This is a genomic window from Paenibacillus melissococcoides (genome assembly GCA_944800085.1).
GTDB lineage: Bacteria > Bacillota > Bacilli > Paenibacillales > Paenibacillaceae > Paenibacillus_B > Paenibacillus_B melissococcoides.
The window spans coordinates 462,104-487,103 of sequence record CALYLO010000004.1 but is presented as its reverse complement, the minus strand read 5'-3'; the positions used below and the strand labels follow the sequence as shown (position 1 = coordinate 487,103).

Sequence of the window (25,000 nt, the reverse complement as noted above, 5' to 3'; positions counted from 1 at the left end):
CCTCCTCAGGCATCCTCAGCCGTAAAAAAAACCCGCATCCTTCCTGGATACGGGGCTGTACGGCCGTGCGTCCGGCCTATTATTTCTTCTGAGCCCGCTGCAGCAGATCCTGCATCAGGCGAAGCTCGCGCGTCGCGTCATACGGGTAGCGGTTCAACACTTGCAGCAGCAGCTGGCGCAAGGTCTCCTGCTTCTTCAAGCGTGGCAGCAATTGCTCCATCAAGCCGATCAGGCGCTTATATTCTTGGATATGATCCGGCGAATACACCTCGAACTCGTAAATGGAGTACCCGAAGACCGTTGCCCGCTTCACGCCCTGGAATTTGACATAGCGCGCCGTCTTCGGCTCGAAGGTCACGATGTCCAATTTCCCTTGGGACGTAATCATTCCTCCATCGCCGGAGACATTCGTCCAGTTCTTTTTGTCATCGGAGACGAGCAACTGATACTTCTCCGCGCCCGCCTGCCACTTAATAATGACTTTATTGATGTCTGTCGGCTCGCCCAAATCTACGATCAACCAGGCGTCATCCACATAGGCGCTGGACCATCTGGAGTTGATCGATACCACTCCGTCCACCGCCATATCAGGCGAGTAATACGGGAACTCGGTTGCGGAGGACTCGGCCGGTTGATGAAGCGCCTTATTGTCCGTATAGAGAAGCTCGATCGGCTTATTGTACATGATGACATTATCAAGCACGCCCCGGAACGCGTTCGTCTCGCTGCCGATGCGCAGCGCCGGAAGCACGAGGGTATGCAGCTTAGGATACGCATTCTCGAGCCGCTCCACATACTCATCCACATTGATGAACAGCGTCACGCCCTTATTGTCGCCTTTCAGTAAAATATGAGTCCACTTGTCTTCCGGCACAACGTAATTGAACGTGCTGTCATAGTGCTCCTTCGTAAACCCGAGCTTGCCTGTCTTGCCCTGCTTGAGCTTCAGCGTTCCGGCCGGAGACTCCATCAGGATCGCGTCATCCGGGTTCCCCCGATCCGGCTTCACCCATATCGAGAGCGTCCAGCCGAATCCCAACGCCTCGACCGGCGTCTCGATATAGCTGGTCCCGCCCTTCAAGCGCACGCCCTGCTCGTATTTCCCTTCCGTTATCTCCACATTGACGCCCTTCCCGTCGAAGCCATTGCCTGAACCATCCTTGAACTGGTCCTCGAACAGGTACTGAATGACCTGGTTTTCCTCGTTATCGACCTTCATCTTGTGGGGAAAATTTGCATTCGGCGCATCGCCGATGGCATCCGCCCGCTTCATATAGCGTTCAAAAGATCGGTCGTCCCGCGTGCCGGTCCACATTTTCTCGGACACGACTTGAATTCCGGGCAGCATCCGCTCATGGGAGTCATCCATAGACACCCCATTGGCGTCCGACACATCGTTCCACAAGGCGAACATGCCGCCTTTGACCTGCGGATGCCCGAGCGGCAGCGTCGTATGCTCCCACTTGATCGGCTCCCATTCATTGTACAGAAACTGGGAATTCAAATAGTCTCCATATAGGGTAGGCACGATATACATATAAATATTTTGGACGTTCAGCACGTCATACCCGAGATCGACCGCCTGCTGCGGCGCCCCATACGGCTCATACCAGATATCCATCGTCGCTTCATTGCTGACCGGCGTCGTTCCGTTGTATTGCGTCAATCCGCCCCATAAATGCGGGTGCTTGCCTTTGTCGTTGATATGCTTCACGAGCGTATCCATGTACCAACGGAAGTGCTCCACGTCCGGGCCCCAATATTCATCGGTGCCGATATGGACTTCCGGACCGACGAAGGTCGGATCGCTTCCATCCAAATATTCGTTGAACAGATTTTTCACGAACTCCACGGTTTCCGGCTTGGAAATGTCGAGGGCGTGATCGTTCCCCAGCGCAGGATTATAGGAGGTGAAGGCACGGGAATGTCCGGGCGTGTCAATCTCCGGAATCACGTTGACTCCGTAATCCATGCCCAGAAGCTGGAGTTCCTTGAATTCCTGCTTCGTATAATGTCCGTTCGGGCTGGCCAATCCGGGATACGTGGTGCTTTCCAGCCGGTAAGCCGCCCTCGTTCCGTCCGCGAACGGGGTGCCGACATCATCGTTCAGGTGAATTTGGAACATGTTCATTTTGTACCAGGACAGCAGCTTCACATAGCTTCTCAGAAAATCGATCGTGTAAAATTTGCGCGCCACGTCGATCATGAGGCCCCGCTTCTCATACTTCGGATAATCTCTCGCTTCTCCGCGGGGAATCGTCAGGTCCGGATGCTGCTTCAGAATCTGAAGCGCGGTTCTCGTGCCGAAGAACGCCCCTGTCGCCGAAGACGAGGCGATCGACACATAGTCGCCGGCCTGGAAGACATTGCCTTCCTCGCCCAGCCACGCTAACGACGGATCCAGCGACAGGTACAGATCGCCGGTCTGCGGCTGGCCATAGACAATCTCAAGCTGATATCCCGTCAGATAGGCCACATCCTCGCGCGTCAGCTCCGCCGCCTTGCGCAGCGCCGCTTCGTCCTCCGGGCGGACGACAATGCGCGACGACTCCGTCAACGTATAGCTCCCCGATCCGCCATACCATTCCCGTAAGGACGGAATGACGTCCGGCTCCGCATTGCGATCCGGGGTCTGCTTATATTGGCCCGGCACCGTAACCGCAATATTGTCCGACAGCACCTTCCGGTTCGGATCGTTCAGATCCTCCACCTGCACGATCAGATTCACTTTGGCATCGACCAGCGGCATCCGGATATGGCCTTCGCGATCGATGACAGGCAGCCGGTCGCTGCCATACACGCTGGAGCGGTACCCTTCCGGCACTTCGGCCGCGGACCAATCCAGCTCGGTCTGTCCGGCCTGCACCGTCAATGTCGCCTCAATCCGGTCTGCGATAGATTGCAAGTCATTCAATTGGTACACCTCGAATTCATAGAAGGAGTAACCGTACAGAATGCCTTCGACAGGCGCCCGCTTCACTCCCTGGAACTTCACATATCTCGCTTGAAGCGGCGCGAAATCGATAACTTCGGTGCCTCCCTTGCATGGGATGACGCCGTCGCCATCCTTCACATTGGTCCACTGCTCCCCGTCATCCGATACCAGGATCTTGTATGTATCGGCCGGCGTCTGCCAGCGGATGACGACGCGATCGATCGCGGTCCGCTCTCCCAGATCGACATAGAACCATTGATCATCCTGCTTCGCGGAAGACCATCTTGTATTGGCCTTCCCGTCCACGGCCAGATCCGGAGTCAAGTAATCGACTTCATTGCCCGACGAGTAAGCCGGCTTGTTCAGGGCGAGATTCGTACCGTCGAATGCGGCCGGGAGAAGGCGGTCCGCCCCTTCATCCGGGGAAGGCTCCGTCGGGAATGCGCTTCCATTTTTATCATAGACGGCCTCAGTCACGGTCTCCGGATCGGTCCCGTTTGTCGGAACATCCGGCGCTTCGGCCGCAAAGGCCGCCTGCCCGTTCGGTTGGGCATAGGCATGCGCAGGCGGAATGCCGGGCAGAACGCTCGCCATCGCCAATACGATACTAAGCATCCATCCAAGCGCTTTTTTGTTCATCGTCTTCTTCATTTCCCTCCATATCATCGTGGATTCTACCGCGTCCGTTGACACCAATTTTTTCGTTTATCGCCTCCTTTTTTCCAATCCTATACTGTTCAACATTACGCCGCAACAAAAAATAAGCATAAGTAAAGAGATGTATATTCCTCGCTCTAACCCAATCCATCATCAGCAAAAAGGCATGAGGGCACATGCTTTTCCATGACGAGAAGCCCTTCGCGGCTGCCCAGATCGATCCATATTTTCTTGATCGGCGGCTTGACGGAGAAGGTATGATACAGCGGCACTTCTGTCAATCAGGATATACGCAATACATGTATGGAGATAGCATGCCGAACACGTCGGGACGCCGCAGCCCGATATGATACGTAACCTGCCCGCCCCTTGAGGAGCCCATTAAGGCCGTATGCTCCGGCTCCGGTTGCGTGCGGAACAAGACGTCCACATAGGGCTTGACCTCTTCAATCAGGAAGCGCTCATACAGATGGCCGCGCGGGTGAACCGGGAACTTGTCGTCCGGATGCTCCCGCCCTTTCTGCCAAATGATAGCGCAACGTTGTCGAAGCCGTCAACAATCATTCCTTTCCCCTTCCGTGTATAAAAAAATCCTCCCCATCCAAGCTGGATGCGGAGGATCGTTAGAGCGATGTGATTAGCAGTCGAAATAAAGGCTGTATTCCTGCGGATGAATGCGTATCGCAACGGATTGGGCTTCTTTTCGCTTGATGCTGACATAGTTGTCGATAAAGGCGCGGGTGAATACGCCGCCTTCGAGCAAAAATTCATGATCCGCCATCAAAGCATCGAGCGCCTCTTCCATCGTAGCCGGGACGCGGCGAATCTCCAGCTTCTCCGCCTCGGACAGCTCATATAGATTGCGGTCATACGGACCAAAGCCGGCTGCGGTCGGGTCGATCTTGCGCTTGATTCCGTCCAGCCCTGCCATCAGCATCGCCGCGAACGCCAGGTACGGGTTCGCTGTCGAATCCGGCGTGCGGAACTCGATGCGGCAGCCCTTCGGCGTGACGGCGGCCACCGGGATCCGAATCGCGGCGGAACGGTTGCCTTTGGAGAAGACCAGATTGACCGGAGCTTCAAAGCCGGGAACGAGCCGCTTGAACGAGTTCGTGCTCGGGTTCGTCAAGGCGATAAGCGCAGGCGCGTGATGCAGAATCCCGCCGATATAATGGAGGGCCATCTGGCTCAGATTGGCATACCCGCCCTTCTCGTAGAACAGTGGCGTATCCCCGTTGAATATCGATTGATGCACGTGCATCCCGCTGCCGTTGTCGCCGAACAGCGGCTTCGGCATGAAGGTGGCCGCCTTGCCGAACTGCCGTGCCGTATTATGAACGATATATTTATATTTCATCAGATTATCGGCCGTGGCCGTCAACGTATCGAACCGGAAGTTAATCTCCCCCTGCCCCGCCGTCGCCACTTCATGATGATGGCGTTCGACGCGAATGCCGCATTCCTGAAGCAGGCGGCACATCTCGCTGCGGATGTCCTGCTGCGTATCGACCGGAGCGACCGGCACGTATCCGCCCTTGGCCGGAATTTTGCCCCCGAGGTTGCCCCCGGCTTCCTCGCGGTTCGTATTCCAGGATGCCTCCACCGAGTCGACATAGAAGGAGGAACGGTTCATCGTATTCTCATACCGCACCTCATCGAAGATGAAAAATTCCGACTCCGGAGCAAAAAATGCGGCCGTACCGATCCCGGACGTTTGCAAATACGCTTCCGCCTTCTGCGCGATGCTGCGCGGATCGCGGTCATAGCGTTCGCCATCCGGTGTAAAAATATCGCACATGATGATAAGCGTCGGATGCGCCGTGAACGGATCGACGTAGCAGGAGTTCGCGTCCGGCATCATCACCATGTCAGATTCTTCAATTCCGCGGAATCCTTTGATGGAGGAACCGTCGAATGCAACTCCGTTCGTGAACGTGCTCTCATCCACCTCTGAAGCGGGAAGGGTAATATGATGCGCCCGACCGACCAAATCAACAAAGCGAAAATCTACATACTGGATTTTTTTCTCCTGAATAACCATCAAAGCTGGATTTGTCGACATGATGATTCCTCCCATTTCCGAACAATACACGTTCATCACGCATTCATTGTTCCACTTTCAAAATTAAGTTGTTGTCATTATAATCGCTGCGGAGAAATCTCGTCAATACCCATGTCAGGTATTTTTATGTTTTATGTTAGGTATTCTAACATCAAATGTTGGGAAACGGCAGAAAATCCGCTTTTTTCCTGCGTTTGTCGCTTGCCCTCTCAGGGAGAGCGAACGAATTGGCGCCTCGGATTAAGAGTTCCTTTGACCTAGTCCTATGGGCCCGCCGATGAACTGGCCTGCGGCATCGCCTCATTTGGCTTGTAAAAGTCGCCTGTTGTCTAGCTTCGCTTGCCTCGCTCACCATGACCACTTCCTCGATTTGTAGGGGCTCGCCTTTTCCTCACTCGCCATTGCCACTTCCTCGTTGTGTAGAGCCTCGCCTCTTTTCTCGCCTTAATATGGGCTTATTTTGATTGGCATATCTTGGCTTGAAACTCGCCTCTTACGCGGTCTGGGCCTTTGCTATCCTTGGCCGCCCTTTGTCCGGGTTCGGCATTGCCCTTTCTTGGCTTGCAGATCCCGCCGTTTGCCCGGCTTCTACAATGCACCTTCTTGGCTTAGAACTCGCTATACACGTTCGGCTGCTCCGAAATGTTGCAAAACTACAGGATTTATAGAACGCTCGATTTCCGAGTAAGTGAATCCTGCAAAAGCGCAGGAATTTCTCTCGCTTTGGGTCCGATCGAACTATATAAGTTGAACTATTGAACCATTCAACTAGAACCTAATACACAGGCGATCAATAATGGACCATGGAGATTTCATGATCTCGTTCATAAACTGCAGGACATTCTTGCGAATATCGGCAACCGTGTGATAGAACACATTGTTAATGACATCGGACTTCAGCCATTTCCATAGCCCTTCAACAATATTGAGTTGAGGGCTGTAAGGGGGCAGGAAAACAAGTTCAAGCCGCCTTTTCATTTCGTCCAAAAACGGCCGGAGCAGCTTGGCATGATGAATGCGAGCATTATCTAACACGATGACGATTTTGCCTGCAGGATAGTGAGCAACAACCTTTTGGAGAAAACTCAAAAAGGTCTCGGCTGTGTATTGCTCGTCTTCCTGCCAAACCACCTTGCCGGTGGAATAGTCAAGCGTGGCCAGCAGCTTGACTCCACGGTGTTTGCCTGCCGTTCGAATCATTCGCTGTTTGCCCCTAAGAAACCATGTTTTTTGAATGGCTTGGTAGTCACGGATCATGGACTCATCTTCAAATAGCAAATGGTCGATCTCATCATTCATCAGTCTTTTTTTAACGCAGGAAAAATGGTTTCCGAGAACTGGCGTTGCTTCTCCTCGTCTGCTGCAGCTAAAGTGTATGTCGGTTTGGTGTAGCTTAACCCTTGGCGGTGCATCATCTTCGAGACCCCGCGAAGCGAATACGTTTGCCCAAATTCACGCTTAATAAAGGCTGCAATCAGTTCCAGCGTCCAGTTATGGCGAGCGGTAAAGCCCACCTCATGAGGAACACAATGAGCTATGGTCTGCTTCAGCTTTTCCTGCTGCTCTTTTGTTAAGCGAACAGGCGCGCCCGGCGAATGATTCATTTGCAGTCCGGAAAGTCCGCCCTGATCATAAGCCTTGATATATGCCTTTACCGTTTGAACGCTTCGGTCCAACGTATGGGCAATCTCTTTTACCGGAGCCCCTTGGAGATGTAAATATAATGCCTGGTAGCGCTCGTACATTCGGCGATCCTTTGCTTTTCTCATGGCTTGCTTCACTTCGTCAAGCTTCGTTGGGTTTTCCATGTTCTACTCCCTACCTGTCTTTTTGTGGTCCTTTATTCATTCGACATGCAGGTATGAAATTCCTTACCATAATTCTCTAAAACTTTAATTCAATTTATATAGAAATGGGCAAATTGATGTATTTTTTCATCATTTTCACTTAATCTTCCTAATAGAGGAATAAAATACTGTAAATTTGCAGCAATCGTTGATCACAGACCGGGAAACGATGCATTACGCGGCAGTAGGCTATCCCCACCCGTCGCGGATAGGTGTAGGCAACTTTACGTCAGCCCATAGTCACGCATAATGGCGAGCACTCGTTGCAAAACACGCTTGCCCGCTCACGCGCACATAGGCGCATGCCTCTCAACGCTTTGCCCACAGCAGCCCCTAAGACACACGGTCACAGCCGCTGAGCACCCCTGCCGCATGACCCCTGTACACGCATACCGCATGGCCCCTGAGCACGCATACGCTTGGCCCCTGAGCACGCATACGCTTGGGCCCCTGAGCACGCATACGCTTGGCCCCTGAGCACGCATACGCTTGGCCAAGACCAAGCGCATCATCGGCGCGTCCGATGCGCGGCAATACGCCAACCAGCGCCCCCGCCCTATTCCAGCCAAAGAAAAAACAGTCTTTTTCCTCACGAAAAGAGACTGTTCTTCTACAAGGTTTACTTGACCCATGTCGCGAAATGGGGCGGCTCCATTTTCTCCGTATTGAAGGTCTTGCCGCACAGCGGGGCGAGCTGCTCCAGTTCGCGCAGAAGATTGGCGAATTGATCCGGGAACAGCGACTGCACCCCGTCCCCGGTCATCGAGTTGTCCGGATCGGTATGCATCTCGATGATCAAGCCGTCCGCGCCGGCGGCCACCGATGCCTTGGACATCGTCTCCACCAGCTCGCGGCGGCCCGTGCCGTGGCTCGGATCGGAGATGACCGGCAGATGGCTTAACTGCTTCACGACCGGAATGGCGGTCAGGTCCAGCGTGTTGCGCGTGTATGTCTCGAAGGTGCGAATGCCGCGCTCGCACAGCATAACATTCGGATTGCCGCCGGCCAATATATATTCGGCCGCATTCAACCACTCATCATAGGTGGCGCTGAATCCGCGCTTGAGCAAGACCGGCTTGCCGCATTCGCCCAGCTTGCGCAGCAGATCGAAGTTCTGCATATTGCGCGTTCCGACCTGGAGAATATCCGCGTACTCCGCACAAATATCGACGTATTCCGGCGTCATGACCTCCGTAATCGTCAACAGGCCGTGCTTCCGGCCGGCCTCGGCCATCATGATCAGCCCTTCCACGCCGATCCCTTGGAAGCTGTACGGGCCTGTCCGCGGCTTGAAGGCCCCTCCGCGCAAGATTTGTCCGCCCGCCGCCTTCACCAGGCGCGCGATCTCGTCAATCTGCGCCGGCGATTCGACTGCGCACGGTCCGCCCATGACGACCAGATTGCCACCGCCGATTTCTACGCCTTTAATATGGATGACCGTATCTTCCGGATGGAAGTCACGGCTAGCCAGCTTATATGATTTCGTAATCTTAATCACGTTCTCTACGCCTTTCATTTGTCTAAGATGCTCAGCCAGTTGAGGCTCTGCTTTACCGATAATGCCAATGACGGTTCGATCTGTGCCGCGCGAGATATGGGCTTGGTTGCCCGCTTTCTCGATGATGCTTACGAGTTCGGCGACCCGCTCTTCCGGAGTCTGATTCGAGACGATAACGATCACGGGGCTACATCCTTTCTGTTCTGTCGATTCATAGCTTTCTCGTTTCAACGCTTATACGCTTTTAAGCTTTTATCCGTTAAAGCAACTATATCGAATATTGTCCCATTCGTCAATTCTTTTTTTCTTCATCCGGAGTCCCGCCTCTCATTATGTCCCGGGAAATAGAAGAAAGCCCTTTTCTGCCCCGACCGTTCGGCCGGCAGAAAAGAGCTGTGCCTTATCCGTGAGCGTGGCCTTGACGATGGCGGGGCTTCTGTCGGCGCCGCACCTGCATGACCAGCAGGATCTGCTTCATTGGGATATACAACAGAAGCGCCAACAAGACACCGTCAATCATTCCGCCTACAATCAGATTTATGTTGATGGTCAGAAGCCGGTTCAGCCAGTCCGGCAGCGCGGCCGCATGAACCGACCAATGCAGGGGCAGAATCCAATGCCCTACCCGCTCATTGACGACAGCGATCGGAATATAGATCAGCTTCCCGAATGCGAAGCCGATCAAGGCGGCGGCCAGCCGCCCCCTCATCAAGTACGCCAAAGGAAAGATGAGGAAGAACGCCGGCCCAGCCGCCGGGAGAGTGAACATTTCAAGGGCCAGTCCGATACAGAACCCTCTCGCCACCTGTGCGGCGGCGCCGCGGGTACGAATCAGCTTCAGGAACTGGCACTTCAACCATCTCTTCACAATATTCCATCTCTCGAGATGTGCCGTCAATCCGGTTGATGGCAGCCCTTGCCCTGGTTACGACTTCGACTTCTCGCGGATGACCGGAAGCAGCTTCTTCATGTTCACGGTTCGCTTCAATTCCCATGTCTCCGGATTATTCTCGTCGTACTGCTCCAAATAAGCAATGACTTCCTTCGTAATCGGCGTCGGCGTTGACGCGCCGGAGGTTACGCCGACGATCCGGACCCCATCGAGCCATTCCCGCTTCAATTCCGACAGATCGGAGATGCGATAGGCGCGCACGCCGGCGATCTCCTCCGAGACCTGGGCCAGACGATTGGAGTTATTGCTTCGCGGATCGCCCACGACGATGACGAGGTCGCAGCCTGTGGCCTGCTCGGCCACCGCCGCCTGTCTCTCCTGCGTCGCCATGCAGATCTCGTTATGAATCTCGGCCGTCGGGAACCGGGCGATAAGCCGATTCATTATGTGCTTGATATCCCACTGGCTCATCGTCGTCTGATTCGTAATGACGAGGCGATCCGTGCCCACCTTCAGATCGGCGATCTCCGCTTCCGTCTCGATCAGATGCACCTTGTCCGGGGCCACGCCGATGGCGCCCTCCGGTTCGGGATGCCCTTTTTTGCCGATATAAATAATCTCGTAGCCTTCGGCCGTCTTCTCCCGAATCAGATCATGCGTGCGCGTCACATCGGGACATGTCGCATCGACGGTGGTCAGCCCCTTCTCCCGCGCCTTCTTCCGCACTTCCGGGGATACGCCGTGCGCCGTAAAGATTACCGTCCCGGATTCGATCTGATCCAGAATATCCAAGCGGTTCGCCCCATCGAGCGTAATGATGCCCTCGTCCTCGAACGCATCCGTTACGTGACGGTTATGAACGATCATCCCTAATATATATATCGGACGGGGCAAATCCAGATTGCGCGCCGTCTGTTGTGCCAGCACCATCGCATCCACGACGCCATAGCAATAGCCACGCGGTGTAATTTTTCTGACTTCCATCGGTACACCCGCCTTCTCATTATACTGCGTCTGACTTCCGCCCCTCCATTATACCGGATAATCTCCGCTTCCGTCGACCGTAGCCAGCGGCAGCCACACGATGAACGAGGTCCCTTTCCCCGGCTTCGTGACGACCTCTACCGAACCCCGGTGCTCATCGATAATCCATTTGGCAATCGCCAGCCCGAGCCCGGTGCCCGATGTCACGCCGCGGGAGACGTCGGCGCGATAGAAGCGCTCGAAGATGTACGGCACTTCCTTCTCGTTCATGCCGATCCCCGTATCGTCCACCTTCAGTCCGATCTGATTGTCCTGCCGGATCGCCGTTAACCGAACCTTGCCTTCCGGGGTATATTTGAACGCATTCTCAATGAAAATGAACAGCATCTGCTGCAAATAATCTTTGTTGCCGTACACGTACAAATCTTCCAGCACATCGATATTGCCCAATTCCCATTCGGCCTTGCGCGGCAGGAACTGCGCCCGGCGCACGACCTCCTCGACCATCGGCTTCAGCTCGACGAGCACCTTGCTCATCACATAGCCGGCATCGGCGCGGGCGAGCGACAGCAGATCATTCACGAGATGGCTCATGCGCTCCGACTCGTCCGCGATATCGCGCAGCGCTTCCAGCGACATCTGCTCCCGCTCGCTCTGGCTCATCTGGTTCGGCTCCTGCAGCTGCATCCACATTTTCTGAAGCAGATCGACATTGCCGCGAATCGTCGTCAACGGCGTCCGCAGCTCATGAGACGCATCGGATACGAACCGCCGCTGGGCCCGATACGCCTCGTCGAGCTCGTTATAGAACGTCTCCATCCGGCCCAGCATGCTGTTGATCCGGTCGGTGAGCTGTCCGATCTCGTCGTCGGGCGGACCTTCGCGCGGAATGCGGACGCTCAGGTCAGCCCCCTTCTGAATGCGGTCCGTGGCCCGGATGATATTCTCGATCGGCCGCAGCGATTTCTGCGCCAGGAACAGACCAAGCGAGAAGGCCAGCACGATCGTGACCATCGACGCGATGATCAGGATGCTGCGCAGTTCTTTCGTGAACAGGGCTTCGCGCCCGGTGAAGGCGAATACCTGGAGTGCCCCCCCAACCTGGTCACCCAGCATAATCGCATTTTCATAGACAAGAAATTCATAGCCGCTAATTTCGATCTTGCGGTAGCCTTCTTTAATCTGCGACGCCTTTTGCGGCATCGGTATATTAAGACCTAGCTCCAACAGATTCGGCGACTTGCGCGGCGTTTTGTTGCTGAAGTTGATAATCTGAATATACAGCTCGGCATCTTCCAGCCGCTTCAAGTCGGATTTGGGAACATCGAAGTCGAAGCGATTCTGCAGATCGAGCGTCGGCAGCACCTTCAACTGGGTGACCTGGGCTTGGATGCGGGACTTAATATGCGCGTAGGTGTTGTAGTCGACAAAGGTGTAGATGGCAATTCCGAATAAGAGCAGGGTAAACGCGAGCAGGACGGAATACCATACCGTAAGCCGCAGCCGAATCGACATTAATGATCTCCTCTCAAGACGTAGCCCGTTCCCCGAATGGTCTGGATGATACGCTTGCCTCCATGTTCTTCCGTCTTCTGGCGCAGCATGGCGATATACACCTCAAGCACATTCGATTCTCCGCTGTAGTCATAGCCCCATATTTTCTCCATAATGACGTCCCGCGGCAGCACCCGCTTCGGATTCTGCATGAACAGATGGAGCAGCTCGAACTCCTTCGCCGTCAGCTCGATCGGCTTGCCGTCGCGAAGCACTTCGCGGGTATGCAGATCAAGCACGACATCCTCGAACGTCAAGCGGTGCGTCCCGCCTTCGCCCTCGGTCCGGCGGCGCAGCAAGGCGCGCACGCGGGCCAGCAGCTCCTCCAGCGCGAACGGCTTGACGAGATAATCGTCCGCTCCGAGATCAAGCCCGTGCACCCGGTCCTGCACCTCGTCCTTCGCGGTCAGCATCAGAACCGGCACGTTGCTGCCCGCTTCCCGCAGCCTGCGGCACACCTCCCAGCCGTCCACCTCCGGCATCATCACGTCCAGGATCAGCAAATCGGGCTCGCGGATCATCATCTCGCGCAAGCCCTCGCTGCCATTCGCCGCCGTCCGGACCTCATATCCTTCGAACACCAGGCCACGCCTCAGCATGGACGTAATTTTCTCATCGTCATCGACTACCATAATCGTTGAACGCGTCATCCTACCAGCCTCTCTTCACCCGTAGATTGATCCTTCTCTTCCCTGCTTCTTCCTTACGGCACTGCCATTCGCCGCCCGAATAGCGAAAAGGAAGCCAAGAACGGCGCAGGCCATCCTATGCTTCCTCTCCCGCTGCGCCCGGGCCGCAGCACCCGGATTCGTCATAAGCCGCGCGGCTTATGGCTGCTGTTGCTGCGACTGAATCTGCTTGTCGAACTTGTTCCGGTCGCCGAGCTTAATCTTCAATTCCGTCTCTTTGCCGTTGCGTACCACCTGCATCGTGACGGTATCGTCAACCTTCTTCTTCTGTATCGCTTCGATCAATTCCTCTTTGGTCGCGTACTTCGTGCCGTCCATACCTACAATAATATCATAGGCGCGCAAATCCGCCTCATAGGCCGGGGAACCGAACATCACATTGAGCACGAGAGAGCCTTCGACATTTTTGATGCCCATTTCCTGCGCAATGTCGCTGGTCATCGTCTGCAGCGTAGCGCCAATGAACGGAATCGGCTCCTTCGGTATTTCACGGTTCGCCTTCAGATCGTCAACGACCTTCTTGATCACATTCGAAGGGATGGCGAATCCGATGCCTTGCGCCTGCTTGCTCACCGCAACGTTCATGCCGATGACTTCGCCCTTCATATTCAAGAGCGGTCCGCCCGAGTTGCCGGGATTGATGGACGCGTCCGTCTGGAGCAAATGCTCGTATTCCCGAGCGCTGCCGTTATCATCGACATTGATCGAGCGCTCGCGGGCGCTCAGCACGCCGGACGTAACCGTATGGTCGAAGCCGGACGGGTTGCCGATCGCGACGACCTGCTCCCCGACCTCCGCCGCGTCGGAATCGCCCAGCGGCACCGTTGGAAAATCGCCTTCGCCGTCAATCTTGATGACCGCCAGATCCAGATCCTCGCTCTGGCCGAGCAGCGTTCCCTTGAGCGGCTTCTTGTATCCTTCCACCGTGACCTGGATGACTTCCGCTCCGGAAATCACGTGCTGGTTCGTCAAAATATAGCCCGACTTATCGAAGATGAAGCCGGTCCCGATGCCGAGCGGCTGGAGCTGCTGGCTCTGGCTCGAGCTGTTGTTCCCGCTGCCGCCGAAGGAATCGCCGAAGAACTGGCGGAAGAACGGATCGTTCATCCAAGGGTTGTTGCCATAGCCGTTCTGCGTGCTCACGCGGGCCAGCGTCTCGATCTTGACCACCGCCGGACTCGTCTTCTTCACCACCTCCGGAACGCTGCTGGCGCCATTCGGGAACGGAGCCGGCGTCCCATTGGTCACGACCGCGCTCTCCGACGAGCTGGCCGTGCTACCCAGCTCCTGTCTGCCCTTGAACAGATTGGTGCTGTCCGCGGCATACATCAGGCCGGTGATGACCAGCATCCCCGCCAGGAAGGAAGCGAATATCGCGCGGAACGAAGCGCCCCGCTTGCGCTTCGGTTCATTGAACTGCCAATTGCCCTGCGGCGGCTGGGGAGGCAGATTGCCTCCGCCTCCACCGGAATGGAAGCTTCCTTGGCCGGTCGCTCTGGAGAATGGCAGCGGCTTGACGGGAGCAGGCGGCGTCACCTCGACTTCATTCACCTTGCCGGATGCCTCCGTAGTCGTCGTGCTTGCTTCGGATTGCTTGACAGACTGATAAGGGCCGTAAGCGAAATAATACGAACCGCCATCCTCGGGCTTACGCGCCTGGGCATCGCCCGCGTGCGGGCCGTCCTGCGCGCCGCGAGTCTCATCCGGTGCTGTTGTATAAGAATCCGAATCGGAGTCGGATGTAAAAAATAATTTGCGTTGTTGTTCGTCCATAGTTCTTACCTCCCAATAAGCTGATCTTCACTCGAATCAATAAGCGTTTTAGGTATGAATGATATATTTATATATTGTACCATCAACCTTAAGCTCAGCTTAAAAAGATTATAAAACCCAATAAAAAGATAATCCTCCGGAGGCATGCCGCCACATCTTCCAAGCGGCACCCCTGGCCGGATATCGACGATATGGACGCAAAAAACAGGCCCATGGACCTGTTTTACGATTCGAACGGGCGGCGCCGCTAACTCATCCGCCCCAATACATTTTCTGCTTCATCCAGCTTCGCCCGCGCCCGGCGCAGCTCGGCCGGGGACAGCGAAGCGTCCGGATTGGATGGCGCCTGGAACTGGTTCACGACGGCGCCGAACAGCTGCACGCCGGCATCCGGATCATTGCCGACCCGATACTCGTGCTTCAGCACGAACGGCTGCTTCATCTGAACGAAGACCGATTCGTTGGCTTCCCCGTCGAACGGACCGTTCACCGCCGCGAACGGCAGACGGAGCCACAGGGTGCGCTCCTCGTTCAATGCGCAATCGAAGCTGCCCCCTTCATAATCCCAATTGCCGGAGACGGCGAAGCCAAGCGGCTCCAACACGCGCACCAGTTCATCGGTGCCGAACTTGCGGCCGGCGAACGTCCCTTCCAACTGCTGCATGGCATGCAACCTCCTTCCTCCATAGTGTGGACGAAGTCAGTCGCTTTTAACCCAACCTTTGCGGTGCGCATGGACGCCTAGCTGCGTCCGATCCTGCACCTCGCATTTCATGAGCAGATTGGACACATGCGTCTTGACCGTCTTGATGCTGATATGAAGCTCTTCCGCGATGTCCTTGTTCGTCTTCCCGTCGGCGATGAGCAGCAGCACTTCCCGCTCCCGCTCGGTCAGCGCCTCGTCATCCGACTGCGACGCCTGCTTGCGCAAGCCGCGGGTCAGCGCCTGCGACACCTCTCCGCTCATCACCGGCATGCCGCGCAAGGCGCCGCGAAGCGCATAGACCAGTTCCTCCGCGGATACGGTCTTCAGCACATAACTGATTGCCCCGGCCTGAATCGCTTCGAATACTTGGTTATCCTCCATGAAGCTCGTCAGCATGACGATCTTGAGCTCCGGGTAGCGGCGCGTCAATTCGCGCGTCGCCTCGACGCCATTCATGTCCGGCATCATCAGATCCATCAGGACGAGATCGGGCAGCCGCTCTCCCCGCTCCGCCCGGGCCGAGATCGACTGGATCGCTTCAAGCCCGCCTCCGGCTTCTCCGATGACCTCAATATCCGGATCCAGCATCAAATATGTTTTCAATCCCATTCGGACCATCTCATGATCATCCACGAGAAATACGGTCATTACCGTCTGTTCCACTATGAAATCCCTCCGTCTGCCTCCGGCTCATCCTGCTCCGGGCCGCTTCCCCTCTTCCATTCGCTTCCTGGCGGAGCTGGACCCTCCGCCTCTTCCTCTTGTTCGCGAAATAACGGGATATGAACGCGAATCGTCGTTCCCGCGCCGGGCTGGCTGATGACGTCCAGATTGCCGCCCAACTTGTCTACCCGTTCCTTCATCGTCGTCAGACCGTAGCTTCCGGTCTTATAGGACGCGCCCTTCAGATCGAAGCCCTGGCCGTCATCCGCGATGGCCAGGATGAGCTGCGCCGGCGTCGCGTGCATCGTAAGCGTAACCTGCGTCGCGTGCGCATGCTTCACGACATTGGCCATCGCCTCCTGGATCATCAGGAAGCTCTGGTGCTCGATCGCCTCGGACAGCTTGATATTCATGTCGACATCGAACTTGCCCTGAAGGCCGTTCTGCCGGCAGTAGTCGGGGAACCAATGATCGAGCGCCTCCTGCAGCGTGCGCCCGTCCAGCTCCAATGGGCGGAGCTGGGCGATCAGGCTCCGCATTTGCCGTTGGGCGATATGCGACATCTGAATCAATTGGCTGACCACCATTTCCGCCCGCTTCATATCCCGTTCCATCACTTTGGGAAGAGAAGAAGAGGCCATATGCAGGGCGAACAACTGCTGGCTGACCGTATCATGCAGATCTCTGGCCAGCCTGCGGCGCTCTTCCAGCACAACCGCCTCGCATTCCTTCTCCCGATCCATCACCTGCTGCTCCGACATCTTCTGCAGAAGGCGAAGCTTCTTCTCCATCGCGTCGACCATCGTATTGAAATCTTCATAGAGCCGATCGAAAGAGGCATCGTCGCCGAGCGGAATCCGCTCCGACCAATTGCCCTTGATCACCTGCATCATGCTCAGATGCAGCACATCGAGGCGGCGCTGCAGCCGGACGCCGGCGACGTAGCCCATAATGAGCGACACGACGATAACCGTGCTGATGCCGAACAACCACCAGTTCATGCCGTGGTACCATGCGCCGCCGTACACAATTCCAATCCAGAAGACGCTCATAATAAGGCCGCCCGAGATAAGGAAGGTAAGGAGAAGCTCCCATTTGACGCTCCGGGAACGGCGAACCCAATTCATCAGCATCCGTTATCCTACCCTTGTCACCTTCACATCACCGATGAACGTGCTGACGACGATGCGAATTTTTTTGCCAGCCTCATAGAAATAAGGAGTCTCCATCTGAACGCTGCTCATAAATCCGTCCTTCTTTTGGTCGAATATTTTGACATCGCCCAAGAAGGAGCTAGAGGTTACGATAACCCCCAAATCCATATCATTCGGAACGAAGACCTTCACATCTCCAATGAAGGAAGAGACCGTAATCTTCGTCTCCCCATAAGGGACCTGCGCCTTCGTCAAATCAATGAACGTATCGCCGATGAAATGAGAGAGATTCGTCGGTTTCAGCTCCCAATAATCGCTGCCCAGATGGGTATCGCCGATAAACGCCGCTTTGTTGAACATCTCCCGCTTCGGGTTCCCGGACATTCCTCCCATCGAAGGAGGCGGCGGAACCGACCCGGCGAAGGAGCCCGACTGGCCATGGAAATCATTGCTCTTCGTTTCTTTATTCGTATAGTTCGTGCCGAATTGCTCATCGAACTTGCTGTCGAAATCATAGTCCGTCGGCGGCGGCGGTGGCGGGGCCTGCGTATGCGCATCGAATCCCCAATCGTCCTCCTTCCAATCCTTCCGACGATGACGATCCCGGTCAGGCCGCGGATAATCCCGCTTTTTGAACAGCATCCAGAATCCGCCTACGATAAGGGCAAGCGGGAACAGCATTTTGAAGAAATCGCCCGGCGACATATAGATGTACCCCAGATTCGACAGCAGGAAGTAGCCGCCGACCCCAAGCAGAATGACTCCCCAGAAGGCGCCATGCAGGAGCGAATTCAAGCCAATGATGATCAAGATGACCGGCCAGAAAGTGCGGAACAAATCCCCGATATTCATATCGATGTAGCCCAACTGGCTGAGCATAAAGAAAGCACCGAGCGCGATGAGCACCAGACCGCCGAACCATCGTCCCCGATTATGTTGCATGTTTCATCCCTCGCTTCTATCCAAATGCGGCTCAGGCTTATGCCGCTTCTTGTATCTCTAGTGTAAGCGATGACTCGTCCGGGCGCCAGCGGCGTGAGGTTGAAATCGGCCTCGGTCTCCAGACCGAGAGGCTGGAATCTGATTCCAGCTTATCAGGCAAGGCCTGTTCATTCCCAGGGCAGGCAGAGCCGGAGGCGAATGGAACGAAGCTTGTTAGCAGCGTTGTGATTGACAACGATGTGCTATAAGTATATGATGTGTATGTAATACATACACAGTTGATTTTGATGGAGGTCCTATGAAAATTATTATTTCCAACGTATCGGATCCGCCGATTTATCAGCAAATCAAGGACCAGATCAAGGATGCCATCCTCTACGGCGAGCTGAAGGAGGGCGAATTGCTGCCGTCCATTCGGGCGCTGGCCAATGATCTCCATGTGAGCGTGCTGACGACGCGGAGAGTGTATGATGAACTGGAATCCGAAGGATTTATTACAACCAGGCCGGGGAAAGGCTCCTTTGTCGCGAAGGAGAACCTGGAGCTGCTGCTGGAATCGAAGCGGCATATGGTGGAAGTCAAGCTGACAGAAGCATGGACAACCGCCCGCGCGCTCGGCATCAGCAAGGAAGAGCTCATGGCCATGATGGAGATACTTTTCGAGGAGGAAGACCAATGAATTCGATACTCGAAGTTACAGGACTTCACAAACAAATTGGCTCATTCAGCCTGCAAGATATCAGCTTCTCTCTGCAGGAAGGCTGCATTACCGGGCTCGTCGGGATTAACGGGGCAGGCAAGACGACGACGATCAAAGCAATCCTCGGCTTGGGGGAGGCGGATGCCGGACGCATCGCCCTATTCGGCAAGGACATGGCCGGTCATGAACGGGAGCTGAAAAACCGGATCGGCATCGTGATGGATGAAGGCTACTTTTATGAGGATCTGACCTTGCAGGAAATGAAAAGCATCGTCGCGCCGGCCTATTCCAAGTGGGATGAGTCCGCATTCAAGCAATATATGAGTCGCTTCAACCTGGATCCCGGCCAAAAAATCTCGACCTTGTCGAAAGGGATGCGCATGAAATACGCCCTTTCCCTGGCGCTCTCCCATCATGCCGAGCTGTTGATTATGGATGAGCCTACCAGCGGCCTGGACCCTTTGGTGCGAAGCGAGCTGATGGATATTCTGCTCGATTTTATGAATTCCGGCGGAAAATCCGTATTCTTCTCCACCCATATCACATCCGATCTGGACAAAGTGGCCGATGCGCTCATTTTCATGGATAAAGGCAAAGTCAAATTTATGGAAGATAAGGACGCTTTGTTGGACTCGCATGCGGTCGTCAAAGGGCACAGAGCGGCGCTGAACGAGGAGACGAGAGCATTGTTTTTGAGCCTGGACGAGACCCATTACGGCTTTGCGGGCTTGACCAACAATAAGATGGCCGTGCGCCAACAAATGAACAACGTGCTGATCGAACGGCCGACGATCGAAGATGTGATGCTTGGTTATTTAAAGGGGGCAAAATAGATGCTGTTACATCTTGTGAAAAAAGACTTTCTTCTGGCAAAAAAGCATTTGGCCTTCATGCTGGCGGCGGCATTTGTGTTGCCGGTTTTTATTTCCTCGAAGCTTCCTGTCGCCGGCAGCTTTTTGGCGTTTTTTATTAGCTGGCTTTATTTTGTGTATCTGCTTTTCAACACCGTGTCTATGATGGAATACAAATATAAGGGCGCGGCCTTGCTTTGCGCTACCCCCTATACTCGCCAAGCTTTAGTCAAAGCAAAATATTTATTTATCGGCATCCTGTTTGTCGTTTGCTACTTGATTTATACGATTACAGCCCTGATTTTGCCGTCGAAGCTTGAATTATTGTCCGCGGCTTCGTTCGCCGGATCGTTTCTGCTCTTTTCCCTTATCTTCGGGATTCTGCTGCCGTTTCAATATCATTTCGGCTACGAGAAGTCCAAATATGTATTTATGATTTTTGTCTTTCTGACGCCGTTTGTATCGCCGGTCATCGCGCGGGCGGCGCATGATTCCCGCTTCAGCCTGGGCCTGGATCTTCCACTCCCGCCTGCCATGCAAGCTTGGCTTCCCGCGCTGCTCGGATTATTGATTGGATGGGTGTCGATGCGCCTGTCGCTAACCATCTATTCGCGGCAAAATCTGTGATTCCGGTATCCGGCGCTGCGAACGGAACCGATATGCCGTCTGAGCGCCAACACCAACCGGGTCCATTGGATGTAAAAAAGACCGCCTTATCGGCGGTCATTGCATCTCTTTATAACCAAGGAACAATCCGTTGCCGGCGCTCCCATGGCCGCGTAATTACAATTGTTCCGGCTGTTTTTTGTTGATACGGTTCGCTTGCGGCTTGTTCAGAGCGCCTGCAGCGCCTTCCGATTCAACCGCAAATTCCGTGTCCGCAGCTTCGTTACCAGCTGCGAATTCCGTATCCGCAAAAGCATTTCCCGCTGCAAAATTCGTGTTCGCAGCCGCGTTTCTTCCTGCAATTCCTCCCGGAACTGCACCCGCGTTTCTTGCTGCAACTCCCGTATCTGCAACCGTGTTTTCTGCTGCAAATTCAGCGTCAACATATTTCGAATTCGCTGGGGACATTCTGTTCGCTTTGTTGTTTTTCATCGCATTTCACCTCCTGAGTGTTCGCCATCGTTGGCGAGCATGTCAAGGAAACGTCGTTTCCCACGACAAATAGTATGCGATGGTCCGCCCCGCTTTATTCGCGCGGCGGGCTACTGCAGCGATTTAGGAATCGAGCCGGTTTTGAAGACGGCTTCGTTCAGTTGGTTCAGCATGTCCTCCGACACCTTGCCGCTGCCTTCCTGGATAAGCTGAACTTCCACTTCTTTCTTGCCCCACTGCTTATATACCTGCTTCGTTGTATGGAAATACAAATCGATTTTATTTCCCTTTATTTTCGAACCGATATCCGTCACGATGCCGTATCCGTAGCCGGGAATATATAATATGCTGCCGAGCGGGAAAACGGACAGATCGGCGGCGATGGTGGATACGTAATCTCTACGCACCTTCACCCCGGAGTAGGTGATGCCGTATTCCGGATGGCCCGGTTTTTTCCCGGTCGATTCCACACCTGCCGTATAGCCCGTGGAGATGACCTTCACTCTCTTGATCACCTGCTGCTTCCCCGGAGCCAGATTGATGTCGGAATACGACATCGAGGAAGTCGGCACGGCCCTGCGCGGCTCCTTCTGTGAAGATTGCGCCACTTGATCCGGACGGGCCGGCGGATTGACATATACGAGCGGAACCGGCGGAGACTGCTCGCTCCTTGCATGATACGCTTCAAGCGCGGCCAACCGATTCCAGGCCATCGAAGCCGCACCGTACACCATCGGCGGAAGAGCCGCATACCGATTCCATGCGTCCTGGGGAAGGGTTGAGCCCTCCCATACCGGCGCTGATGCCGGCAATCGTCCCTGCTGCATCGCGGCAGGCATCGATCCTTGCGCCACCATGTCCTGATAGCGGTACGGATAGGCATCCGCCTCTCCCCCGTCTGGCATCAAGGCAATGGCGATCGCGACGAGCAGAAGAATGGCCGCGAATCGAAGCCGCGAATAATTGGCAATGCCGCCAGTTGACTTCAGCATCGAGCGTTCTTCCCAATTTGGTTCCTTGTTCATTCCTGTCAACATATGGTTACCCCTCCCTTAGTGGGAAGGATGTCCACGGCTCATTTATTTTATGCATCATCGAAAAAAAAGAACCCCCTCCGCTAAAGAAGGGGTCTTTCGACATTATCCAGCGGCCAATCTATTTTGGGCCCAATAAGGCAGGTTCGGCGGGCAATGGGCCGCCAACATCCAGGATGACGTCATCCTTATGAATCTGGACGCTCAGCACCAGCCCGATCGACACCATATTCACCAATAGAGAGCTGCCGCCATAGCTGATGAACGGCAGCGACAAGCCGGTTAACGGAACCAAGCCGATATGCATGCCGATATTGACGAAGATTTGAAAGACGAGCATCCCGGCAAGTCCGATAACGAGATAGGATCCGGCCAGATCGCGGCTCGCGCGCGCGATAAGCATCATGCGATAGATCAGAAGAAAATAGATCAGCAGCAGCGTCGAGGATCCTAAAAACCCGTATTTCTCGCCGATGACCACATAGATGGAATCCGAATACGCATACGGTATGTAGCCGCGCTCGATATAGAATCCCGAATCTCCGCCCAGTCCCCCCGAGCCGATCGCATGGATGGCATTGTTGACATGCCATGATTTATCGGGATCGCTGGCCGGGTCGAGAAAGGTCTGTATTCTCGACAATTGATGCGGCTTGACCAGCTTGGCCAGCAAATCGTGATCCGCGTAATACAACCAGCAAATCGTCCCGATCGCCACCGCGATCGTGCCAAGCAGCAAGGCCATTTGGGAGGTGCGGATGTTGCCCATCCATAACATGGCGAGCAGGACCCCGACGAAGACAAGCGCAGTGCCGAGATCGGGCTGCTTCATAATCAGGATCGTCGGGACGAAGAACATGACGCCGATCGGCAGCAGATCGGGGAGCAGACGAAGCGTCCGGCCCGACCGCTTGTGCAGCAGATCGGCGGCCACCAATACCGTGGCTATTTTAATCAACTCGGAGGGCTGAAGCTGGAAGCTGCCGATGCTCAGCCACCGGACCGCTCCGTTGATATTTTCTCCAACGAACATCACGAGCAGCAGGAGAGCAATTCCGATTCCGTATAACACGTAGGCCACGGCGCCCAAGAGCATCGAATAATCGAATACCGCGACAACCAGCGTCGGAATGGTGAACAAGGCAAATAAAACGATGTTGTTCACATATAATCCGTCCAGCTTGGTTCCGGTAGTCGCTCCATGCACGGCTATTGTGCCAATGACAATGAGCGCGAGCATGAAAATGACGGTCGGTCTATCCATTTTTTTAAGCTTGCGAATATAGATCATATCAGTACCTCTTATTCCTTGGTGCGGAAGATTGCCCGCTCCTCTGCGCGCGCAGTCCGCTTGTTATCCCGAACAATCAGAATGGGAAGCATGCCCGTTCCCCCAGTACCAGCCATAAAATTAAAGCGATTAAACTTTCAACTTGGATACAGGCGCTCGCTATCCCTTTACCTCCGGAGATAACAATTCCTCGGAAGGCACCTCCGGATCGAGCCAATTGCCAATCAGCTTCCGCGCATAATCGAGGTTCTCTTCATCCAGTATGCCATACCAGATATCATCCATAATTTTTCCTTCTTCAACCAATGAATAACTGGTGAATGAAGGGAGGCTGTCCTTCAATAACATCATTTTGGCCAAGCCAATCATATCGCCGGGCAAAATATCAGTGTCCAGGTTGTCACCGGCAATCTCCAGAAGCTCGGGCAAATGGCTGATCTTGTCAAGCTGTACCATTCGCTTTATCAAGGCCTGCAAAAAGATACGGTTGCGCTCCATCCGGTTCATGTCCGAATCTTCGCGATAGCGGACATAGTTCAGCGCCTCCAGTCCGGTATAGATGGGCTTGTTCGCTTCGATCAGGAATTTGTCATGATAAGGGCTCTGGTTCCGAATGTCCTCCGTGATCGGCAATTCGACGCCGCCCAGCGCATCAACGACATCCCTGAATCCTTTAAAGTTGATGGCCGCGTAATGATTCACCGGATGCTGGAGCAGGTGTTCCACGCTCTCGACGCTCATTTTCGCGCCCCCGAAGGCATAGGCATGGGCGATTTTGTCTTGCTTGTCCTTGCCGACAATCTCAGCGTAGGAATCCCTCGGGATGGACAAGAGCAGAATCCGGTTATCCTTCGGCCTCACGACGGTATAGAGAATCGAATCGGAGCGTCCAATCTCCTTGTCGCGCTGATCGATTCCGAGCAGCAAGAGCGAGAACGGATTATCTTCAATACCGATGGTGTCCTTCGTCTCATAAATCGGTTTATAGGTCCGATCCAAGGATTGCTCCACCTTATCCGACAGGAACATATCGAAGGCAAGTACGGCTAGCTGCTTGCGAAATAAAAAGGCGCCAACGAGCACAATTCCCGCAGCAAGCGCAATAATCGCCCACTTTTTATTTAATTTCATCGTTCATCTCTCCTAAACTCATTTGGCCGCGGTATGCTTGTTTTCTCCACAATTCGATGCCATCGTCTTTCCATACATAGACATCCATGCCCTTTTCTCCGCCGCCCAGAGCCCAGCCAAGCACAATATCGGGATAGCCGTCCTGGTTCAGATCGGCCAGCCCTGCGTAATCCAGGCCATGACCGAAGCCCTTCGTATCCCACACGACCCGCCACGCTTCATCCTCCCGCTTCAGCAAGGCCGCCTTCTGCACCTTCTCGTCTTGAATATTCGCTTCATATACGACGACGACCTCATCGTTGCCGTCCCCATCCACATCCCCGACCGAGATGCCGCTGCCCTCTTCGCCGAGAGCCGGAATCAATAATCTGGAAAATCCGGGAATGTCGCTTAACACAAGGTCGCTGCGATGATGGGGCTCGGGCCGCGGCGGCTGAACCAAATCGGCCGGAGCGGAAGGCATACTGCATCCGCCTATCCACAGCAAGGAAGCCGCTGCGAGCGCTCCCCATCTCCGTATGTCTCTCATTGCATCCCCT

At 54.7% G+C, this 25,000-nt stretch carries 22 protein-coding genes; 3 read left to right on the top strand and 19 right to left on the bottom strand.

What is annotated here, in order from left to right; translation table 11 throughout:
• Nucleotides 1-79: 79 nt before the first annotated feature.
• The 14 genes from OCY70_RS17025 to liaF form a co-directional block, all read right to left on the bottom strand.
• Nucleotides 80-3,586 (bottom strand): discoidin domain-containing protein, encoded by a 3,507-nt coding sequence (locus OCY70_RS17025; RefSeq protein ID WP_213429340.1) that lies wholly within the window; start codon nt 3,584-3,586, stop codon nt 80-82.
• A gap of 283 nt (nt 3,587-3,869) precedes the next feature.
• Entirely contained in the window at nt 3,870-4,043 is a 174-nt protein-coding gene (locus OCY70_RS17020; protein WP_249725370.1) for an alpha/beta hydrolase-fold protein, read from the bottom strand.
• A gap of 186 nt (nt 4,044-4,229) precedes the next feature.
• Nucleotides 4,230-5,654, bottom strand: coding sequence for a type I glutamate--ammonia ligase (glnA, locus tag OCY70_RS17015; RefSeq protein ID WP_213429339.1), 1,425 nt, complete (start codon nt 5,652-5,654; stop codon nt 4,230-4,232).
• A 768-nt stretch (nt 5,655-6,422) separates the two neighbouring features.
• A protein-coding gene (locus tag OCY70_RS17010) for an IS630 family transposase (RefSeq protein WP_213431522.1) occupies nt 6,423-7,462 on the bottom strand; the annotation gives its coding sequence in 2 pieces (ribosomal slippage) (nt 6,423-6,956 and nt 6,959-7,462; 1,038 coding nt in all).
• Nucleotides 7,463-8,120: 658 nt separating this feature from the next.
• Nucleotides 8,121-9,182, bottom strand: a complete 1,062-nt coding sequence (aroF, locus tag OCY70_RS17005; RefSeq protein ID WP_213429643.1) for a 3-deoxy-7-phosphoheptulonate synthase — start codon at nt 9,180-9,182, stop codon at nt 8,121-8,123.
• Between the two features lie 217 nt (nt 9,183-9,399).
• On the bottom strand, nt 9,400-9,867 hold the full coding sequence (locus tag OCY70_RS17000; RefSeq protein WP_249725406.1) for a DUF2062 domain-containing protein: 468 nt from the start codon (nt 9,865-9,867) through the stop codon (nt 9,400-9,402).
• Nucleotides 9,868-9,924: 57 nt separating this feature from the next.
• Nucleotides 9,925-10,875: a 4-hydroxy-3-methylbut-2-enyl diphosphate reductase gene (locus OCY70_RS16995; RefSeq protein ID WP_213429642.1), complete on the bottom strand. Its 951-nt coding sequence runs from the start codon at nt 10,873-10,875 to the stop codon at nt 9,925-9,927.
• Nucleotides 10,876-10,923: 48 nt separating this feature from the next.
• Nucleotides 10,924-12,390 carry a sensor histidine kinase gene (locus OCY70_RS16990; protein WP_213429641.1) on the bottom strand — a complete coding sequence of 489 codons (1,467 nt, stop codon included), beginning with the start codon at nt 12,388-12,390 and terminating at the stop codon, nt 10,924-10,926.
• On the bottom strand, nt 12,390-13,079 hold the full coding sequence (locus OCY70_RS16985) for a response regulator transcription factor (RefSeq protein ID WP_213429640.1): 690 nt from the start codon (nt 13,077-13,079) through the stop codon (nt 12,390-12,392). The genes OCY70_RS16990 and OCY70_RS16985 overlap by 1 nt, the downstream gene beginning before the upstream one ends.
• A 177-nt stretch (nt 13,080-13,256) precedes the next feature.
• Nucleotides 13,257-14,891 (bottom strand): S1C family serine protease, encoded by a 1,635-nt coding sequence (locus OCY70_RS16980; RefSeq protein ID WP_213429639.1) that lies wholly within the window; start codon nt 14,889-14,891, stop codon nt 13,257-13,259.
• A gap of 247 nt (nt 14,892-15,138) precedes the next feature.
• Nucleotides 15,139-15,555: a YugN family protein gene (locus OCY70_RS16975; RefSeq protein ID WP_213429638.1), complete on the bottom strand. Its 417-nt coding sequence runs from the start codon at nt 15,553-15,555 to the stop codon at nt 15,139-15,141.
• Nucleotides 15,556-15,591: 36 nt separating this feature from the next.
• Nucleotides 15,592-16,245 carry a response regulator gene (locus tag OCY70_RS16970; protein WP_213429644.1) on the bottom strand — a complete coding sequence of 218 codons (654 nt, stop codon included), beginning with the start codon at nt 16,243-16,245 and terminating at the stop codon, nt 15,592-15,594.
• Nucleotides 16,246-16,259: 14 nt separating this feature from the next.
• Entirely contained in the window at nt 16,260-17,393 is a 1,134-nt protein-coding gene (locus OCY70_RS16965) for a HAMP domain-containing sensor histidine kinase (RefSeq protein ID WP_213429637.1), read from the bottom strand.
• A gap of 3 nt (nt 17,394-17,396) precedes the next feature.
• A complete protein-coding gene (liaF, locus tag OCY70_RS16960; RefSeq protein ID WP_213429636.1) occupies nt 17,397-18,356 on the bottom strand; it encodes a cell wall-active antibiotics response protein LiaF in 960 nt (319 codons plus the stop codon).
• Between the two features lie 298 nt (nt 18,357-18,654).
• Between liaF and OCY70_RS16955 the strand changes: the two genes are divergently transcribed.
• From OCY70_RS16955 to OCY70_RS16945, 3 genes are read left to right on the top strand one after another with little or no spacing between them, the layout of a single operon-like run.
• On the top strand, nt 18,655-19,035 hold the full coding sequence (locus OCY70_RS16955) for a GntR family transcriptional regulator (protein ID WP_213429635.1): 381 nt from the start codon (nt 18,655-18,657) through the stop codon (nt 19,033-19,035).
• A complete protein-coding gene (locus tag OCY70_RS16950; RefSeq protein WP_213429634.1) occupies nt 19,032-19,889 on the top strand; it encodes an ABC transporter ATP-binding protein in 858 nt (285 codons plus the stop codon). The genes OCY70_RS16955 and OCY70_RS16950 overlap by 4 nt, the downstream gene beginning before the upstream one ends.
• Complete coding sequence (locus OCY70_RS16945; RefSeq protein ID WP_213429633.1) at nt 19,890-20,534, top strand: ABC-2 transporter permease; 645 nt, start codon at nt 19,890-19,892, stop codon at nt 20,532-20,534.
• A gap of 156 nt (nt 20,535-20,690) precedes the next feature.
• Here OCY70_RS16945 and OCY70_RS16940 read toward each other — a convergent pair whose 3' ends face one another.
• The 5 genes from OCY70_RS16940 to OCY70_RS16920 form a co-directional block, all read right to left on the bottom strand.
• Nucleotides 20,691-21,005, bottom strand: a complete 315-nt coding sequence (locus OCY70_RS16940; RefSeq protein WP_213429632.1) for a hypothetical protein — start codon at nt 21,003-21,005, stop codon at nt 20,691-20,693.
• A 110-nt stretch (nt 21,006-21,115) separates the two neighbouring features.
• Nucleotides 21,116-21,862 (bottom strand): 3D domain-containing protein, encoded by a 747-nt coding sequence (locus OCY70_RS16935; RefSeq protein ID WP_373871495.1) that lies wholly within the window; start codon nt 21,860-21,862, stop codon nt 21,116-21,118.
• A 298-nt stretch (nt 21,863-22,160) separates the two neighbouring features.
• Nucleotides 22,161-23,330, bottom strand: coding sequence for an FtsW/RodA/SpoVE family cell cycle protein (locus OCY70_RS16930; RefSeq protein WP_213429630.1), 1,170 nt, complete (start codon nt 23,328-23,330; stop codon nt 22,161-22,163).
• A gap of 159 nt (nt 23,331-23,489) precedes the next feature.
• Nucleotides 23,490-24,461 carry an LCP family protein gene (locus tag OCY70_RS16925; RefSeq protein ID WP_213429629.1) on the bottom strand — a complete coding sequence of 324 codons (972 nt, stop codon included), beginning with the start codon at nt 24,459-24,461 and terminating at the stop codon, nt 23,490-23,492.
• On the bottom strand, nt 24,448-24,990 hold the full coding sequence (locus tag OCY70_RS16920) for an FG-GAP repeat domain-containing protein (RefSeq protein ID WP_213429628.1): 543 nt from the start codon (nt 24,988-24,990) through the stop codon (nt 24,448-24,450). The genes OCY70_RS16925 and OCY70_RS16920 overlap by 14 nt, the downstream gene beginning before the upstream one ends.
• Between the last annotated feature and the right edge of the window lie 10 nt (nt 24,991-25,000).

Excerpts from the sequence above, each read along its gene's own strand:
- OCY70_RS16970 (WP_213429644.1), bottom strand. The coding sequence starts at position 16,245 with ATGACCGTATTTCTCGTGGATGATCATGAGATGGTCCGAATGGGATTG.
- OCY70_RS16985 (WP_213429640.1), bottom strand. The coding sequence starts at position 13,079 with ATGACGCGTTCAACGATTATGGTAGTCGATGACGATGAGAAAATTACG.
- OCY70_RS16955 (WP_213429635.1), top strand. The coding sequence starts at position 18,655 with ATGAAAATTATTATTTCCAACGTATCGGATCCGCCGATTTATCAGCAA.
- OCY70_RS16980 (WP_213429639.1), bottom strand. The coding sequence starts at position 14,891 with ATGGACGAACAACAACGCAAATTATTTTTTACATCCGACTCCGATTCG.
- OCY70_RS16995 (WP_213429642.1), bottom strand. The coding sequence starts at position 10,875 with ATGGAAGTCAGAAAAATTACACCGCGTGGCTATTGCTATGGCGTCGTG.
- OCY70_RS16975 (WP_213429638.1), bottom strand. The coding sequence starts at position 15,555 with ATGCAGCAGTTGGAAGGGACGTTCGCCGGCCGCAAGTTCGGCACCGAT.
- OCY70_RS16930 (WP_213429630.1), bottom strand. The coding sequence starts at position 23,330 with ATGATCTATATTCGCAAGCTTAAAAAAATGGATAGACCGACCGTCATT.
- OCY70_RS16950 (WP_213429634.1), top strand. The coding sequence starts at position 19,032 with ATGAATTCGATACTCGAAGTTACAGGACTTCACAAACAAATTGGCTCA.
- OCY70_RS17025 (WP_213429340.1), bottom strand. The coding sequence starts at position 3,586 with ATGAAGAAGACGATGAACAAAAAAGCGCTTGGATGGATGCTTAGTATC.
- OCY70_RS16990 (WP_213429641.1), bottom strand. The coding sequence starts at position 12,390 with ATGTCGATTCGGCTGCGGCTTACGGTATGGTATTCCGTCCTGCTCGCG.
- OCY70_RS16965 (WP_213429637.1), bottom strand. The coding sequence starts at position 17,393 with ATGCTGATGAATTGGGTTCGCCGTTCCCGGAGCGTCAAATGGGAGCTT.
- OCY70_RS16940 (WP_213429632.1), bottom strand. The coding sequence starts at position 21,005 with ATGAAAAACAACAAAGCGAACAGAATGTCCCCAGCGAATTCGAAATAT.
- glnA (WP_213429339.1), bottom strand. The coding sequence starts at position 5,654 with ATGTCGACAAATCCAGCTTTGATGGTTATTCAGGAGAAAAAAATCCAG.
- liaF (WP_213429636.1), bottom strand. The coding sequence starts at position 18,356 with ATGCAACATAATCGGGGACGATGGTTCGGCGGTCTGGTGCTCATCGCG.
- OCY70_RS16925 (WP_213429629.1), bottom strand. The coding sequence starts at position 24,461 with ATGAAATTAAATAAAAAGTGGGCGATTATTGCGCTTGCTGCGGGAATT.
- OCY70_RS16945 (WP_213429633.1), top strand. The coding sequence starts at position 19,890 with ATGCTGTTACATCTTGTGAAAAAAGACTTTCTTCTGGCAAAAAAGCAT.
- OCY70_RS16935 (WP_373871495.1), bottom strand. The coding sequence starts at position 21,862 with ATGGTGGCGCAAGGATCGATGCCTGCCGCGATGCAGCAGGGACGATTG.
- OCY70_RS16920 (WP_213429628.1), bottom strand. The coding sequence starts at position 24,990 with ATGAGAGACATACGGAGATGGGGAGCGCTCGCAGCGGCTTCCTTGCTG.